General features: G+C 72.4%; 17 protein-coding genes. 8 read left to right on the forward strand and 9 right to left on the reverse strand.

Going from position 1 to position 14679, the window contains the following annotated elements:
* Nucleotides 1–66 precede the first annotated feature (66 nt).
* On the reverse strand, nucleotides 67–624 hold the full coding sequence (locus tag ACZ4IF_RS23850; RefSeq protein WP_467565854.1) for a YbaK/EbsC family protein: 558 nt from the start codon (nucleotides 622–624) through the stop codon (nucleotides 67–69).
* 144 nt (nucleotides 625–768) lie between these two features.
* Nucleotides 769–1341 carry a helix-turn-helix domain-containing protein gene (locus ACZ4IF_RS23855; RefSeq protein ID WP_028800452.1) on the reverse strand — a complete coding sequence of 191 codons (573 nt, stop codon included), beginning with the start codon at nucleotides 1339–1341 and terminating at the stop codon, nucleotides 769–771.
* 102 nt (nucleotides 1342–1443) lie between these two features.
* Here ACZ4IF_RS23855 and ACZ4IF_RS23860 point away from each other — a divergent pair, with 102 nt between their 5' ends.
* A complete protein-coding gene (locus ACZ4IF_RS23860) occupies nucleotides 1444–2301 on the forward strand; it encodes an EamA family transporter (RefSeq protein WP_467566049.1) in 858 nt (285 codons plus the stop codon).
* Nucleotides 2302–2354: 53 nt separating this feature from the next.
* On the opposite strand, the gene ACZ4IF_RS23865 is transcribed toward ACZ4IF_RS23860, so the two are convergent.
* Nucleotides 2355–3152, reverse strand: a complete 798-nt coding sequence (locus ACZ4IF_RS23865; RefSeq protein ID WP_467565858.1) for an acyltransferase — start codon at nucleotides 3150–3152, stop codon at nucleotides 2355–2357.
* A gap of 128 nt (nucleotides 3153–3280) precedes the next feature.
* On the opposite strand from ACZ4IF_RS23865, the gene ACZ4IF_RS23870 reads away from it, so the two are divergent.
* Nucleotides 3281–3814, forward strand: a complete 534-nt coding sequence (locus ACZ4IF_RS23870; protein WP_467565861.1) for a gamma carbonic anhydrase family protein — start codon at nucleotides 3281–3283, stop codon at nucleotides 3812–3814.
* A gap of 150 nt (nucleotides 3815–3964) precedes the next feature.
* Here the strand turns inward: ACZ4IF_RS23870 and ACZ4IF_RS23875 are convergent, their stop codons facing one another.
* Complete coding sequence (locus ACZ4IF_RS23875) at nucleotides 3965–4621, reverse strand: DedA family protein (RefSeq protein WP_467565864.1); 657 nt, start codon at nucleotides 4619–4621, stop codon at nucleotides 3965–3967.
* A gap of 225 nt (nucleotides 4622–4846) precedes the next feature.
* On the opposite strand from ACZ4IF_RS23875, the gene ACZ4IF_RS23880 reads away from it, so the two are divergent.
* From ACZ4IF_RS23880 to ACZ4IF_RS23890, 3 genes are read left to right on the forward strand one after another with little or no spacing between them, the layout of a single operon-like run.
* Nucleotides 4847–5326 (forward strand): SRPBCC family protein, encoded by a 480-nt coding sequence (locus ACZ4IF_RS23880; RefSeq protein WP_467565867.1) that lies wholly within the window; start codon nucleotides 4847–4849, stop codon nucleotides 5324–5326.
* The gene (locus tag ACZ4IF_RS23885; protein WP_467565870.1) at nucleotides 5323–5661 is read left to right on the forward strand and encodes an ArsR/SmtB family transcription factor; all 339 of its coding nucleotides are present in this window, start codon (nucleotides 5323–5325) and stop codon (nucleotides 5659–5661) included. Before ACZ4IF_RS23880 ends, ACZ4IF_RS23885 begins: the two co-directional genes overlap by 4 nt.
* Nucleotides 5662–5708: 47 nt before the next feature.
* Entirely contained in the window at nucleotides 5709–6149 is a 441-nt protein-coding gene (locus ACZ4IF_RS23890; protein ID WP_467565873.1) for an SRPBCC family protein, read from the forward strand.
* Nucleotides 6150–6245: 96 nt separating this feature from the next.
* Here the strand turns inward: ACZ4IF_RS23890 and ACZ4IF_RS23895 are convergent, their stop codons facing one another.
* A complete protein-coding gene (locus tag ACZ4IF_RS23895; RefSeq protein WP_345658193.1) occupies nucleotides 6246–6698 on the reverse strand; it encodes a DUF4442 domain-containing protein in 453 nt (150 codons plus the stop codon).
* A gap of 70 nt (nucleotides 6699–6768) precedes the next feature.
* On the opposite strand from ACZ4IF_RS23895, the gene ACZ4IF_RS23900 reads away from it, so the two are divergent.
* The 3 genes from ACZ4IF_RS23900 to ACZ4IF_RS23910 all read left to right on the forward strand — a co-directional run bounded on the left by ACZ4IF_RS23900 (nucleotide 6769) and on the right by ACZ4IF_RS23910 (nucleotide 10554).
* Entirely contained in the window at nucleotides 6769–7803 is a 1035-nt protein-coding gene (locus ACZ4IF_RS23900) for a DUF8017 domain-containing protein (protein WP_467565877.1), read from the forward strand.
* Nucleotides 7804–7889: 86 nt separating this feature from the next.
* Nucleotides 7890–8915: a DUF8017 domain-containing protein gene (locus ACZ4IF_RS23905; protein WP_467565880.1), complete on the forward strand. Its 1026-nt coding sequence runs from the start codon at nucleotides 7890–7892 to the stop codon at nucleotides 8913–8915.
* 235 nt (nucleotides 8916–9150) lie between these two features.
* Nucleotides 9151–10554 (forward strand): MFS transporter, encoded by a 1404-nt coding sequence (locus ACZ4IF_RS23910; protein ID WP_467565882.1) that lies wholly within the window; start codon nucleotides 9151–9153, stop codon nucleotides 10552–10554.
* Here ACZ4IF_RS23910 and ACZ4IF_RS23915 read toward each other — a convergent pair.
* The 4 genes from ACZ4IF_RS23915 to ACZ4IF_RS23930 form a co-directional block, all read right to left on the reverse strand.
* Nucleotides 10516–11361, reverse strand: a complete 846-nt coding sequence (locus ACZ4IF_RS23915; protein ID WP_467565885.1) for a spermidine synthase — start codon at nucleotides 11359–11361, stop codon at nucleotides 10516–10518. The two genes, ACZ4IF_RS23910 and ACZ4IF_RS23915, sit on opposite strands and share 39 nt — an antisense overlap.
* Nucleotides 11340–12242, reverse strand: a complete 903-nt coding sequence (locus ACZ4IF_RS23920; protein ID WP_467565888.1) for a patatin-like phospholipase family protein — start codon at nucleotides 12240–12242, stop codon at nucleotides 11340–11342. Before ACZ4IF_RS23920 ends, ACZ4IF_RS23915 begins: the two co-directional genes overlap by 22 nt.
* Nucleotides 12243–12431: 189 nt before the next feature.
* The gene (tuf, locus tag ACZ4IF_RS23925; RefSeq protein ID WP_467565891.1) at nucleotides 12432–13601 is read right to left on the reverse strand and encodes an elongation factor Tu; all 1170 of its coding nucleotides are present in this window, start codon (nucleotides 13599–13601) and stop codon (nucleotides 12432–12434) included.
* Between the two features lie 318 nt (nucleotides 13602–13919).
* Nucleotides 13920–14654, reverse strand: coding sequence for a DNA alkylation repair protein (locus ACZ4IF_RS23930; protein ID WP_467565894.1), 735 nt, complete (start codon nucleotides 14652–14654; stop codon nucleotides 13920–13922).
* Between the last annotated feature and the right edge of the window lie 25 nt (nucleotides 14655–14679).

The raw sequence follows: 14679 nt of genomic DNA on the forward strand, positions 1-14679 counted from the left end.
CCGCCGCGCACTCGACGGCCGGGCGCCCCCGCGGGCACGGGCCCGGCCGCCTCGCCGAACCGCGGGTCAGGCGACTCCGAGCCCCTCCAGCACCGCCGCGTTCGGCAGCTCGGCGAACATCTTGCCCGGCACCAGCAGCTTGCCCCGCCGCCGCCCGCTGCCGACCAGTACATAGGGCAGTTCGACGACGGCCGCGTCCACGAGCAGCGGCCAGCCGGCGGGGAGCCCCAGCGGTGTGATGCCGCCGTACTCCATGCCGGTCTCCCCGGTCGCCGTGTCCATCGGCGCGAACGAGGCCTTGCGGGACCCGAGTTGACGCCGCACGACTCCGTTCACGTCCACGCGGGTGGCGGAGAGGACGACGCACGCGGCGAGCGTGGTCTCGCCGCCCCGCTTGCCCGCGACGACCACGCAGTTGGCGGACTGGTCGAGCAGCTCGGCTCCGTAGTGCTCGACGAACGTGGCGGTGTCGGCCCAGTCGGGCTCGGTGTCGACGTAGACGATCTGGTCGACGGGGGTGCCGCCCCGCCACTCGCGTACGGCGTCGGCGACCGGGCGGATCAGTTCGTCGAGGCAGTCGGGGGCGGGCGTGGCGGCGTCGAAGCGTCCGATGGGTGCGCGCATGACGGCACGCTAACAGCCCTGCCGACGGGGCCGTCCGGACGCCTCGGCACGCGAACGGCACGGCCCGCGGGACGGCTGGGTGCACGAGGAGCAGGCCCCTCGGGACGCCTCGACGCACGAGAGGGACAGGGCCTGCGCGACGCCTCAGTGCACGAGGGGGACGGACACCGCCATGACCATCTCGACCGGCACGTCACCGTCGTTGCCGTACCGGTGCGGGGTGTTGGCCTCGAAGGACGCGCTGGCGCCGGCGGGGACGAGATGCTCGACCCCGTCGACGGTGAGGGTCAGTTCGCCCTCGGTGACGTGGACGAGTTCGACCGTGCCCGTCGGGTGCGGGTCCGAGGGGCTGCCCTCGCCCGGCATCAGCCGCCAGTCCCACATCTCCAGCGGACCGGGGGCCTCGGTGCCCGCGAGGAGCCGGTTGTAGCTGCCCGCTTCGGTGTGCCACAGCCGTACGGCCTGCTCGGCGGGGACGATACGGACCTTCGGCCCCTGCTCGTAGTCGAGCAGGGTGGTGATGCTGACACCGAGGGCGTCGCCGATCTTGACGACGGTGCCCAGGCTGGGGTTGGTCCTGGCCTGCTCGATCTGGATGAGCATGCCGCGGCTGACCCCGGCGCGCGCGGCGAGCGCGTCCAGGGTGAAGCCGCGCTCGGTGCGCCAGCGCTTCACGTTGCGCCCCAGGGACTGGGTCAGCAGGTCGAGGTCCGACACATTCCGTCCAATATTCTGGATGACAGAGTTCAATCAGGTGAACTATCGTGTGGTGCACCCGATCGTTCACCGAACTGTACTGCGAGGGGCCCGATGACGGCACTGCCAGCACTCTTCGCCCTGGCGACCAGCCTCCTGTGGGGCCTGGCCGACTTCGGCGGTGGGCTGCTCACCCGCCGCATGCCGGCCCTCACGGTGGTCGTCGTCTCCCAGTCGATCGCCGCCGTGGTCCTGGGCGCGACCGTCGTGGCCACCGGCGGCTGGAGCGCGGCGGGACCGCAGCTGTGGTTCGCGTTCGCCGCGGGTCTGGTCGGCCCGGTCGCGCTGCTCTCCTTCTACAAGGCCCTCGCCCTGGGTCCGATGGGTGTGGTCTCCCCGCTCGGCTCCCTCGCCGTGGCCGTCCCGATCACCGTGGGACTCGTCCTCGGGGAGCGTCCCGGGCCGACCCAGTTCGTGGGGATCGCGATCGCCGTCGCGGGCGTGATCCTCGCGGGCGGCCCCCAGTTGCGGGGCGCTCCCGTGCAGCGGCAGGCGATCCTGCTCTCGCTGCTCGCGGCGCTCGGCTTCGGCACGGTCTTCGCCCTGATCGCGGAGGCGTCGTCGTCGGTCACCGGACTCTTCCTCGCCCTCTTCGTGCAGCGCGTGACCAACGTGGCCGCGGGCGGCGTGGCGCTGCTCGTCACCGTCGGGCGCGGCGCCCGGGCGCTCCCCGAGGGCGGCCTCCCCTGGCGTACCCTGCCCGCGCTCGCCTTCGTCGGACTCGCCGACGTCGCGGCCAACGGCACGTACTCCGTCGCCGCCCAGCACGGCCCGGTCACGGTGGTCGCCGTCCTGGCCTCGCTGTATCCGGTGGTCACGGCACTGGCGGCACGCGGCTTCCTCAGCGAACGGCTCCGCGGAGTGCAGGCCGCGGGCGCCGGCCTCGCCCTCGTCGGCACCGTACTGCTGGCGACGGGCTGACGCCGCGTCCGACAGGAAGCTCGGAAGGCCCAGGCCGCACGGCCGGCACCGCTTCAGGACTCCGCGCGCACGTCCCCGGTGGCGCCCTCGGCGTCGAGGTCGAGTTCCGCGAGCCGGGCCGCGGACTCTTCGTCGAGCCCGGAGAGGGCCAGCAGCTGCTCCGGCGTCACGCCGTCGGGAATCGGTACGGGCGCCGGGGTCCGCAACGGCGGCTGCCAGCCGGCCACCGGGTCCCAGCGCCGCACGACGCGCGCCGGAGCGCCCGCCACCACGGCGTGGTCCGGCACCTGACCGCGCACCACCGCACCGGCCGCCACCACGACGTTCCGCCCGATGCGGGCGCCCGGCAGGATCACCGCGCCGGTCCCGATCCAGCAACCGGGCCCGATCTCCACGGGTTCCATCCGCGGCCACTGCTTGCCGATCGGCTCGTGCGGATCGTCGTACGAGTGGTTGGTGGAGGTGACGTACACGTACGGCCCGAAGTAGCAGTCGCTGCCGATCGTCACGGTCGTGTCGGCGATGACGTGGCTGCCGCGGCCCAGGACGACACCGTCGCCGATGCGCAGGATGGGGTCGGGTCCGAGGTCCAGGTCGGGCATCAACCCGGCTGTCAGCGTGACCTGTTCGGCGACGATGCAGTGCGAGCCGAGGTGGATCCAGGGTTCGCCGAAGACCGTGCCGAGCGGGAACGCGAGTCTGGTACCTGTTCCCATCGACCCGAAGCGGAAGCTCCCGGGGTGCTCGGCCGAGACGGCTCCCGTGCGCTGCACCCAAGCCCAGCCCGCGTGGACGGCGCGCTGAGCGAGGCGCCGCCGCCATGATGAGAACGTGTTCTTGCTCTTGGGCACCCGCTCACCGTACTCAGGGCGGGCCGCGCCGATGAGCTCGTGCGGCTGTGATCTTCACCCCACCGGAGCAGCAGGCGATGACATACGGTGCCGGTGTACCGACGCGACGAGAAGACGGTGGGGCGGCGATGGCGCAGCAGGCGTTGATCATGGGGATCGGCGGCAAGGACCCGAAGGTGGACCAGGATGCCTTCGCGGCGCCCACCTCAGTGATCATCGGGGACGTCACCCTGCACGCGGGTGCGAGCGCCTGGTACGGCGCGGTGCTGCGCGCCGACTGCGGTCCCATCGTCATCGGTGCCGACAGCAACGTGCAGGACAACTGCAGTCTTCACGTGGACCCGGGCTTCCCCGTCACGATCGGCGAGCGGGTCTCCGTCGGGCACAACGCGGTGGTGCACGGCGCCACCGTCGAGGACGACTGCCTGATCGGCATGGGCGCCACGGTGCTGAACGGCGCGGTGATCGGCGCCGGTTCGCTGGTGGCCGCGCAGGCGTTGGTCCCGCAGGGCATGCAGGTACCCCCGGGCTCTCTCGTCGCGGGCGTGCCCGCCAAGGTGAAGCGGCAGCTGACCGCCGAGGAGCGCGAGGGCATCTCGCTGAACGGCACGCTGTACGTCGAGCTGGCCAAGGCCCACCGGGCCGCGCACGAGGAGAACTGAGCCCCGCCCCTCAGGCTCCGCCCGGCCTCCCGGTCGCTGCCGCCGTCGACGACGGTGCGGCCGGAACCGAGCAGCACGGCACAGGACGGCCGGGCGCACGGCCTGCCCGGCCGCGCCCGAAGGCGACGGCTCGGACGCGTGCCGTCCGGTTCAGTCGCCGGCGGGCGCCGCGACCGGCTCCGCGCCGGTCTCGGCCCGCTCGACGGAGGCCCGCTTCGCCTTGCGCTTGACGATCAGCATCGAGGCGAGGCCGACGAGCACCGCCGCGACGAGGCCCAGCCACGAGAAGCGCTTCAGCCAGGACTCGGCGACGACACCGACGTAGTAGATGACCGCGGTGGTGCCGCCGGCCCAGACGATGCCGCCGAGCACGTTGGCGATCAGGAACTTCCAGTACGGCATCCGCAGCACGCCCGCGAGGGGGCCGGCGAAGATCCTCAGCAGGGCGATGAACCGGCCGAAGAAGACGGCCCACATGCCCCACTTCTGGAAGGAGCGCTCGGCCGTGGCGACGTGGCCCTCACTGAAGTGCCGCGGGAACTTGGCCCCTAGCCAGGCCAGGAGCGGACGCCCGCCCTTGCGGCCGATGGCGTATCCGATGGAGTCGCCGACGATGGCGCCCAGGCTGGCGCAGGCGCCCAGGACGACCGGGTTGATGCCCTCGTGCTGGGAGGAGAGCAACGCCGCCGAGACCAGGATGATCTCGCCGGGCAACGGGATGCCCAGACTCTCCAAGCCGATGACCAGGCCCACGAGCGCATAGATGCTGACTGCGGGCACCGTCTCGAGCCAGTCCTGGACGTGCAACGCCGGTACCTCCCGTTTGACTGTGCCTGGTCCGGGCACATGCGCCGCACGTGATCACCCGGGGTGCACTTCCCCCGGAGTACACGCCGGGAAGCCTACCTGGTCGGTCTCGCCCGACGGAGGCCCCGAGGGTGCCGCGGAGCTCACACCGCACCCTCGCTGAGCAACCAAAGGTTGCACGTCGCGAAGGAGCGCTCTAGAGTGACACGCAACTAAAGGTTGCGCATGGAGGTCGGCGGGATGGAGTACGGCAGCATCGAGCGGGAGATCTACGTCGAGGCCACCCCCGAGGTGGTCTACGAGGTGGTCAGCAGGCCCGAGCATCTGCGGGAGTGGTGGCCGGACGAGGCGGAGCTCGAACCGGTTCCCGGCGGCACCGGAGTCATCACGTTCGGCGACGCGGCCACCCCCGAGGCGAAGGCCGTGCCGCTCACGGTGGTGGAGGCCGACCCGCCGCGACGGTTCTCCTTCCGGTGGGTGTACGACGAGGGCGTGACCGCGTCGGCGTCCAACTCCCTCCTGGTCACCTTCGACCTGGTCCCGTCCGGCGCGGGCACGCTGCTGCGCTTCACCGAGTCCGGGTTCCGCGAGAAGGGCTGGGAGGCGGCCGTCCTGGAGGAGCAGTACCGCGACCACGTGTCCGGATGGGACCACTTCCTGCCGCGCCTCGTCTCCTACGTCGCCCGGCTGGTGTCGGCGTCATGAGCGTCACCGTCGACGACGACCTCTGGTCGGCGGTCGGGGACCCCATACGGCGCCGGATGCTCGACCTGCTGCTGAGCGGCGGCGGCGGTACCGCCACCACGTTGAGCGAGCGGCTGCCGGTCACACGGCAGGCGGTGGCCAAACACCTCGGCGTGCTGGACCGGGTCGGTCTGGTCCACGTCACGCCGTCCGGACGCGAGCGCCTGTATCAGGTCGATGAGGCGCAGCTCGCCCGCGCCGTGGCGCAGTTGTCGTCGGTCGGAGCCGCGTGGGACGCCCGGCTCCAGCGCATCAAGCGGATCGCCGAAGCGATCCAGCGCGACAAGGACAGCTGACCGCCCGCGCCCGCGCACGGGCGCCCTCACAGGAAAGAGGTTTCGAGATGGTGGACATCCTGCACAGGATCGGCGTCACGGCGGCGCCCGACGACGTCTACGCGGCACTGACCACGATCGACGGGCTGTCGAAGTGGTGGACCGAGGACACGGAGGGCGACAGCGAGGTCGGGGGCGTCATCCGGTTCCGCTTCGTGCCCGGCGGGTTCGACATGAAGGTCCTGGAGGCCCGGCCCGCCGAGCGCGTGCTCTGGGAGGTCGTCGACGGCCCCGAGGAGTGGATCGGCACGCAGGTCACGTTCGAGCTCAAGCAGGAGGACGGCTTCACGATCGTGCTGTTCCGGCACGAGGGCTGGAAGGAGCCGGTGGAGTTCATGTACCACTGCAGCACCAAGTGGGCGATCTTCCTGATGAGCCTGAAGAAGCTGGTCGAGACCGGCAAGGGTGATCCCGCGCCGCACGACGTCACGATCAGCAACTGGCACTAGCACCCGTCGGCCGACCGTGGACCCAGGAGCCTTCGGCGGCACGGCAGGGCCCCGGCCGGGGCGTACGTCCCGGCCGGGGCCCTGCCGACAGGCGGCTCAGCCGTTCGGACGCAGCGTCCAGACGACGGTCATCTCGCCCGTGACGGCGCCGTCAGCGCGCTGGATGGCGATGGCGACCGGGAACTCGGGACGCCGGCCGGCGTCGAGTTCGGCGACGACGTCGGCGGCGGGCCGGCCGAGGGTCGCGGTGGCCGTGACGGGCCCCATCGCGAGCTTCTTGTAGGCGATCTCGGCGCTCACCGCGAGCGGCACGGCGCGCGAGAGCTGGTCCCCGAACGCGGCGAGGACGATCGCTCCGCTCGCCGACTCCCCCAGCGTGAACATCGCTCCGGCGTGCGGCCCGCCCACGTGGTTGTGGTAGTCGCTCTGGTCCGGCAGCGCCACCACGGCCTTGTCCGGACCGGTCTCCACGAACTCGAGGTTCAGGGTCCGGGCCATCGGCACGGTGGCGGCGAGCATCTCGCCGATCGTCATCTGGTCTGCGCTCATACCGGCACGTTACCCGTGAGTAGCAATCCTTGGCCAGCGCGCGCCGATCATCGCCGTATCGTTACGCCCCATGTGGCCAGGAGAGCAGCCGCCCGCGAGCGGACAGAATCCCCAACAGCCCACCGGGGGCGGACAGTCGAACCCTCAGCCGTACACCGGAGCGGGAGGACCGGGCCCCCGGCCGGACACCGGAGCCGGGCAGCCGAACCCGTACCGGCAGCCGGGGTACCAGCAGCCCCATCCCTATCACCAGGCACCGGCCCCTTGGAACGCCCCGACGGTCACCGCGGACTCCGCGTCGCCGCCCGCGGGCCGCGGCGACGGCAGGCGGACGAAGGTCGTCGCCATGGTCTCGGCCGCGGCGGTCGTCGTCGCCGCCGGAGTGACCGCCTTCGTCCTGCTCGGACCGGGCAAGGAGGACGGGGCAGGACCCGAGCCGACCGGGTCGCCGTCCGCGCCGTCGAGCCCGGCGAGCGATCCGCGGGGCACCCGCGGCGCCGAGAAGCCGACCGTCGCCGGATGGAAGACCGTGGTGAACCCCAAGCGCGGCATCGCCTTCGATGTCCCGCCGCAGTGGGGGCTGAAGTCGACGGACTGGGTCACCTACGTCTCCGAGGACGACGACCCCCGGGACGAGCCGCTCGCCGCCGTCGCGGCCCCCGCGCTCCTGAAGGAGAAGTGGTGCGGCTCCGACGACGACAAGGACGGCACCGAGGACTACACGATGCTCGCGGGCGCCGGAACCAAGCGGAACAACGGGGCGAAGAGCCCCGAGGAGGCGGCCCGCGACGACGCCGCGGCATGGGTCTACGGCGCCTACACCCAGCCCGACAGGAAACTGGTGACGTCCGGCACCGTGGAGCCGTACACGACGAAGTCCGGCATCGCGGGCAGTCTGGCCTCTGCGTCGTCATCGGGTGTGGAGAAATCGAAAAAGTGCGCCGGCGACGGGAAGGCGACCGTCTTCTCCTTCAAGGACCCCTCGAACGACATCGTCTCGTGGGAGTTCTTCGGGGCGAAGGGGGTGTCCGAGGAGGTCTCGGACACGACGGTGCGGAAAATCGTCTCCACCGTTCGGCTCTACGACGTCCCCCCGGCGTCCTGACGCGTTGCCCGAGTCACTGATCCGGTACACGTCTGACGAAACGCGGTGACCCAAACATGTCACGGGCGGCACTAGGGTTACTGCCCATGTGGCCAGGACAGCAGCCGCCCGGGGGCGAGCAGAACCCGCAGGACCAGAACCCGTACCAGCAGCCGGGGTACCAGCAGCCGAATCCGTACCAGCAGCCCGGCTACCAGCAGACCGGGTACCAGCAGCCCAACCAGTACGGGCAGCCGCAGTGGGGTTCCCCGTCGGAGCCTCCCGGCGCGCCTCAGCCGGCGGGGGGCAGTGGCGGTGGCGGCGGCAACAAGACGAAGATCACCGCGATCGTCGCGGCCTCGGCCGTGGTGATCGCGGCCGGAGTCACCGGCTTCCTGGTCCTGGGCGGCGGCAACGACGACGACAAGGCGGACGGCAAGCCGTCCACGTCGCCCAAGAAGTCCGCCTCGACGTCGGCGAGCCCGAGCGGCGACGACAACCCGCGCGGCGGCGACGAGGAGAAGGCGACCATCGCGGGCTGGAAGGTCGTCGTGAACCCCAAGTGGGGCACCGCCTTCGACGTCCCGGCGGACTGGGAGGTCAAGACTCCCGGCACCTTCATCGGCTTCGAGGACGACAAGAAGGGTGACGGCTCCGCGCTGATCGGCATGTCCGCACCCGCGTTCCTCAAGGAGAAGTGGTGCACGTCCGACGACGACAAGGACGGGTACGAGAGCGACACCGCCCTGGCCGCGGCGGGCACCAAGGGCCAGAGCGGCGCCAAGAACACCGACGACGTCGCGCGCAACGACTCGGCGTGGTGGGTCTTCGGCGGCTACACCGACCAGAAGGACGCCTCGAAGAAGCTGCTGAAGATCGGCAAGCCGAAGGCGTACACGACGAAGTCCGGTGTCGAGGGCAGCGTCGCGACCACGTACTCGTCCGGTGTGCCCAAGAAGGGCAAGTGCGACTCCAACGGCAAGGCGACCACCTTCGCCTTCAAGAACTCGGCGGGCGACTTCGTCTCCTGGACCTTCTACGGTGCCAAGGGTGTCGGCGAAGAGGTGTCGGACGCGACCGTGCAGAAGATCCTCAGCACGGTACGACTGCACGGTGACCCCACGGGCTCCTGAACCCCGAGGGACGGTCCGGGCCCGCCGGACCGCGGCGACCGTCCTTGAGCGACCGTCCTGACGCGGCGGCCGCGACAGCCGTCCGGCCACGGGGCCGCCGCCCCGCCCGAGCCCGCATTTCCGCTTCCTTCCCGGCCGCCGCGCACCCGCGCGGCGGCCGGGCGGCGACTCGGCGATGTCCGGCAGCGGCCCAATCGGTTTGGCAAGCAGTGGCTTCTGCGGCGATAGTCAGCCGGTGAACACTGCCGCCGACTCCCCGCGCCACCTGCGCCGTCCCTCCTGGGCGGGCCGGAACTACGCCCTCCTGACCGCCGCCGCGGTCGTCACCAACCTGGGCAGCCAGGGCGCGCTGATCGCCTCCGCCTTCGCGGTTCTCGAAGCGGGCGGCGACGGCGGCGACGTGGGCCTGGTGGCGGCGGCCCGGACCCTGCCGCTGGTGCTCTTCCTGCTGATCGGCGGTGCGGTCGCGGACCGGCTGCCGCGGCATCGGGTGATGGTCGCGGCCAACGCCCTCAACTGCGCGTCCCAGGCCGTGTTCGCCGCCCTGGTGATCAGCGGTGACGCGCGGCTGTGGCACATGATGCTGCTGTCCGCGCTCGGCGGCACCGGGCAGGCGTTCTTCAACCCCGCGGCGGAGGGCATGCTGATGTCCTCGGTCGCCGGGGAGCAGGCGAGCCGCGCCTTCGCGATGTTCCGGATGGCGATGCAGGGCGCGGGGCTGGGCGGCGCGGCCCTCGGCGGCGCGCTGGTGGCCGTGCTCGGGCCGGGCTGGGTGCTCGCCGTGGACGCGCTGGCGTTCGCGCTCGCCGGAGCGCTGCGCTCGTTCCTCGACGTCAGTCACATTCCGCCGCGCGAGCCCGGCGGCGGGCTGATCGCCGACCTCCGCGACGGCTGGCGCGAGTTCGTCGGCCGGCCCTGGCTGTGGACGATCGTCGCTCAGTTCTCCGTCGTCGTCGCGGTCGTCGGCGCCGCGGACGCCGTGTACGGACCGCTGGTCGCCCAGGACAGCCTCGGCGGCCCGGGGCCGTGGGGCCTGGCCCTCGGCGCGTTCGGCGCCGGGACCGTCGGCGGTGCGCTGCTCATGACCCGCTGGAAACCTCGTCGGCTGCTGCTCGCGGGCACCCTCTGCGTCTTCCCGCTGGCCCTTCCCGCCGCCGCGCTCGCGGTCCCCGTGCCGGTGGGCCCGCTGTGCGCGGTGATGTTCGCCAGCGGTCTGGCGATCGAGGTGTTCGGCGTGTCCTGGATGACCGCGCTGCACCAGGAGATCCCCGAGGACAAGCTCTCGCGCGTCTCCGCGTACGACTGGTTCGGGTCGATCGCCATGGTCCCGCTGGCCACTGCGCTGGCGGGCCCCGTGGAACAGGCCGTCGGGCGCACGACCGCCCTGTGGGGCTGCTCCGCGCTGGTCGTGCTGGTCACGGCGGCGGTGCTGTGCGTGTCCGACGTGCGGAACCTGACGCGGCGGACGAGGGAGCTTGCGCACGGTGTGCCGGGGCGCGGGGCCGGGACGACACCCGGTGAGACGGCCGTGGCGGACGGCCTGACCAAGGCCGCGGCCCTGGCCGGCGGTTCCCCCACGGCGACGGCCGGCGGGGCCGGGTCAGCCGATGCCGAAGGCTCCGGCGGGCGGCTCGGGTGAGGGGACCGCGTCCTCGTCCCGGACGGGTTCGGCGGCGCCGGTGAACTCCCGCAGTGCGGGGCCGTGTTCCACGCGCGCGGGGAAGGCGTCGGCGGCCGTCCGCCGGGCGAGGGCGGCCGTGTCGAGGGGGCGGTGGGAGGCCACGAGCACGGCGTTGCCGAAGCGGCGGCCGCGCAGCACACCGGGTTCGGCGATGAGAGCCAGCTCCTCGAACACCGCGGAGAACGTGGCGAGCTGGGAGCGCAGGAAGCCGAAGGGCGCGGCGTCGGCGAGGTTGGCCAGATAGACACCGTCGGCGCGCAGCACCCGCTCGGCGGCGCGCGCGTACGCCAGCGTGGTCAGGTGCGCCGGTACGCGTGAGCCGCCGAAGACGTCCGCGATCAGGATGTCCGCGGAGTCGGGCACCGCCGCTTCGAGCCAGGCCCGGGCGTCGGCGCCGTGCAGGGCGACATCGGCGCCCTCGGGCACCGGCAGGTACTCGCCGACCATGGAGAGCAGTGCGCGGTCGGCGTCCACCACGTCCTGCCGGGAACCGGGCCGTGTCGCGGCGACGTAGCGGGGCAGGGTGAGCGCCCCGCCGCCGAGGTGCAGGACGTCCAGCGCACGGCCGGGCGCCGCCACCGTGTCCAGCACGTGCCCGAGTCGGCGCGTGTACTCGAACTCCAGGTGTGTCGGCTCGTCGAGATCGACGTAGGACTGCGGTGCGCCGTCCACCGTCAGCAGCCACGCCCGTTCCCGGTCGATGTCGGGCATCAGCTTCGCGGTGCCGTGATCCACGGCACGCGTCACGGGTATGGGCTCGTCCACGCGTCCATTGTGCCGTGGCGACCGGCGACGGAGGCACGCGCCCGTGGGAGGGCGCGGTATTCGGCCCGGCGGGTCGTGTGCCGGGACGTCCGGGAGCCGTTCGGCTCAGGCCCGCCAGACCTCGGCGATCCGTGCTGCGCCGGGGCCTGCGCTCGTCCGGCCTCGGCCGCCGCGGCTCTGGCTGCGGGGTCCACAGGGTTGCGTCCGAAGGACCGCCGCGCGGCGCTCGGGGAGACGACGGCGACCTGTGCGCCGTCCTCGGTCAGCCTGCGGCCCTGTTCGGCGGCGGACACCAGGGGGCCGCCGCCCCTCGCGATCGGGGCGAGCACGACGACGCGGCCGTACCCGGCGGCGAGGTGGGCGTTGGCGGCCGGTGAGTGGGTGCCGCCGTCCATCCAGCGCCGTCCGTCGACGGTGACCGGCGGCCACGCCCCGGGCACCGCACAGCTCACGGCCATGGCTTCCGCGAGCGGCACTCCGCTGTCCTTGTCGAAGACGCGCAGCTCGCCGGTCGCCGTGTCGACGGCGGGCATCCGCAGCGCCCGCTCGGGCCGGTCGTGCGAGACGAGCCGGCTCTCGATCGCGGAGCGCCGGGCCGCCTCGTCGGCGGTGCCCGCCGCGAGCGCCATCCTGCCGATCTTCCGGCCGCACTCCTCGGGGGTGCGGGAGGTGAGCGTCGCCCAGGCGTACCGCAGGTAGGCACTCGCGGGCAGGCGTGCCGCGACCTCGCCGCTCCGGGGGCCGAGTCGGCGCCGGTTCAGCTCCAGCGGGGTGAGTGCTCCGGAGGCCGGCTGGGCGCCGACGGACGCGCCCGCCGGCGTACCGATCACCACGTCGGCGTCGCTCAGGTCGACGCCTTCCTCCGCGAGGCCGTGAAGCATTCCGGCGAGCCGGCCGATCCCCCCGCTGCCCCCGCCGCCGAGCACAAGTGCCTTGTCCGCTACGGCGCTTCTCCCCCTCGACGACACTGCCACGACAGCGTCCGCGATCAGTCTCGCGCACGGCACCCACGGCGCGACGAGCGGGTGTCCGCCCTTCTCAGGGGCGGACACCCGCCGTCCCGGCGGCGGTCAGCCGACCGAGGTCACCGTGCCCGCGCCGACCGTCCGGCCGCCCTCACGGATCGCGAAGCCGAGGCCGGGCTCCAGCGGCACGTCGCGGCCGAGGTCCACCGTCATGGTGACGGTGTCGCCGGGCCGGGCCACCGCCGTCGCGCCGAGGTCGACGTCGCCGACCACGTCCGCCGTGCGGATGTAGAACTGCGGCCGGTACCCGGTGGAGACGGGGGTCGTGCGCCCGCCCTCGCGTGCCGACAGCACGTACACCTGCGCCGTGAAGCGCCGGCTGGGCACGACGCTCCCGGGCGCGGCGACGATGTGCCCGCGCCGGACCGCGTCGCGGGGCACCCCGCGCAGCAGCAGCGCGACGTTGTCGCCGGCCTGGGCCTCCTCCATGGGCTTGCCGAAGGTCTCCAGGCCGGTGACCACCGTGTCGACCGCCGCGCCGAGCACGTCGACACGGTCTCCGACACGGATCGTTCCGCGCTCCACGGCACCGGTGACGACCGTGCCGCGGCCGGTGATGGTGAGCACGTTCTCGACCGGCAGCAGGAACGGCGCGTCGAGGTACCGCTCGGGCATCGGCACATAGGTGTCCACCGCGTCGAGCAGGGCGTCGATCGCCGCCGTCCATCGCGGGTCCCCCTCCAGGGCCTTGAGGCCGGAGACCCGTACCACGGGTACGGAGTCGCCCCCGTAGCCGTGCGCGGAGAGCAGTTCGCGGACCTCCAGCTCCACCAGGTCGGTGAGCTCCTCGTCGCCCGCGTCGGCCTTGTTGAGGGCGACGACGATGTGGTCGACGCCCACCTGACGGGCGAGCAGCACGTGCTCGGCGGTCTGCGGCATGATCCCGTCCAGCGCGGAGACGACGAGGATCGCCCCGTCGAGCTGGGCCGCGCCCGTGACCATGTTCTTGACGTAGTCGGCGTGGCCCGGCATGTCCACGTGGGCGTAGTGCCGGGTGTCGGTCTCGTACTCGACGTGCGCGATGTTGATGGTGATGCCGCGCGCGGCCTCCTCCGGCGCCCGGTCGATCCGGTCGAACGGTACGAAGGTGCCGGAGCCGCGCTCGGCGAGCACCTTGGTGATGGCGGCGGTCAGGGTGGTCTTGCCGTGGTCGACGTGCCCCATGGTGCCGATGTTCAGGTGCGGTTTGGTGCGCACGTAAGCCGTCTTGGGCATGGCTGTACCTCGAAGCCTCTTCAGTGTCAGCGGAACTGAGTGATGGCCCCGGCGCGAACGGCCGGGACGGGGACCCCAAGGACTCGCCGACCCTCCCCCTGCGGGGTCCGCCGGACGATCCGGGAAGGGTCAGCTTCGGGCGCCGTCTACGGCTGCCACGACGATCGGGACGGCAGCCTTCGGCGCATCCGCGACTGCGGATGCTGCCAGGAGGAAGGCGTACCGGAACATGGGGAGATCATCTCCGACGCGTCCGTCCGCGTCGAATGGTTTTCGGTGCCGGGGTGACGGGCGGTACGGCTGGTGCCCCGGCGGGTGTCAGGGGCCGATGTTCTTGAGCGCCTCGCGCACGGACAGCGGAGCGAGACTGCCTCGCTCGCGGGCGACGAAGTCCCGTACCGCCCCGGGGTCCGTCTTCGCGTACTCGCGCAGACTCCAGCCGATCGCCTTGCGGATGAAGAAGTCGGGGTGCCCGGCCCGGCGGGCGCAGTACGCGAAGAGTCGCGCGGTGTCGGTGGCCTCCTTGTAGCGCAACTGGTGGAGCAGCGCCGTACGCGCGACCCACAGGTCGTCGTCCTCGATCCAGGCGTCCATGTCGGCCTTCAACTCCGGGTCGGCGGCGACCAGTCCGCCCACCACGTGCGCGGCGAGCGCGTCGACGGTGTCCCACCACGGGACGGTGCTGACGAGCTGCCGGGCCACCGGCAGGAATCCCGACGACAGCCGCTTGACGTGACGGCGCAGGAAGTCGACGGCGAAGTAGTGGTATTCGCGTTCCGGCAGCTCCCAGCAGCGCAGGGCGAGCGCGGTGCAGTCCGATTCGTCGGGGCGTGCCGTGCCCGCCAGCACGGTCCGCGACAGGACGCGGCGGCCTGGCGTCGTCAGACCGAGGAAGGGGGCGACGTCCTTCATGTACACGCGCATCGACGCGGCCCGGTCGGGGTCGGCCGCCGCGGAGTAGGTGGCGGTGAGGCGCGGCAGCACGGCGTCCGCGAAAGCGCTGCTCGGCGGCGCGAACCGTGCACCTGACGTTCCGGAAGCTGTGACGCCCATGAGACGAACCATACGGCGATCACAC

It is taken from the genome of Streptomyces sp. NPDC025784 (assembly GCF_055558435.1).

Excerpts from the sequence above, each read along its gene's own strand:
- ACZ4IF_RS23895 (WP_345658193.1), bottom strand. The coding sequence starts at position 6,698 with ATGAGCGCAGACCAGATGACGATCGGCGAGATGCTCGCCGCCACCGTG.
- ACZ4IF_RS23850 (WP_467565854.1), bottom strand. The coding sequence starts at position 624 with ATGCGCGCACCCATCGGACGCTTCGACGCCGCCACGCCCGCCCCCGAC.
- ACZ4IF_RS23870 (WP_467565861.1), top strand. The coding sequence starts at position 3,281 with ATGGCGCAGCAGGCGTTGATCATGGGGATCGGCGGCAAGGACCCGAAG.
- ACZ4IF_RS23920 (WP_467565888.1), bottom strand. The coding sequence starts at position 12,242 with ATGCTTCACGGCCTCGCGGAGGAAGGCGTCGACCTGAGCGACGCCGAC.
- ACZ4IF_RS23900 (WP_467565877.1), top strand. The coding sequence starts at position 6,769 with ATGTGGCCAGGAGAGCAGCCGCCCGCGAGCGGACAGAATCCCCAACAG.
- ACZ4IF_RS23890 (WP_467565873.1), top strand. The coding sequence starts at position 5,709 with ATGGTGGACATCCTGCACAGGATCGGCGTCACGGCGGCGCCCGACGAC.
- ACZ4IF_RS23880 (WP_467565867.1), top strand. The coding sequence starts at position 4,847 with ATGGAGGTCGGCGGGATGGAGTACGGCAGCATCGAGCGGGAGATCTAC.
- ACZ4IF_RS23905 (WP_467565880.1), top strand. The coding sequence starts at position 7,890 with ATGTGGCCAGGACAGCAGCCGCCCGGGGGCGAGCAGAACCCGCAGGAC.
- tuf (WP_467565891.1), bottom strand. The coding sequence starts at position 13,601 with ATGCCCAAGACGGCTTACGTGCGCACCAAACCGCACCTGAACATCGGC.
- ACZ4IF_RS23930 (WP_467565894.1), bottom strand. The coding sequence starts at position 14,654 with ATGGGCGTCACAGCTTCCGGAACGTCAGGTGCACGGTTCGCGCCGCCG.
- ACZ4IF_RS23885 (WP_467565870.1), top strand. The coding sequence starts at position 5,323 with ATGAGCGTCACCGTCGACGACGACCTCTGGTCGGCGGTCGGGGACCCC.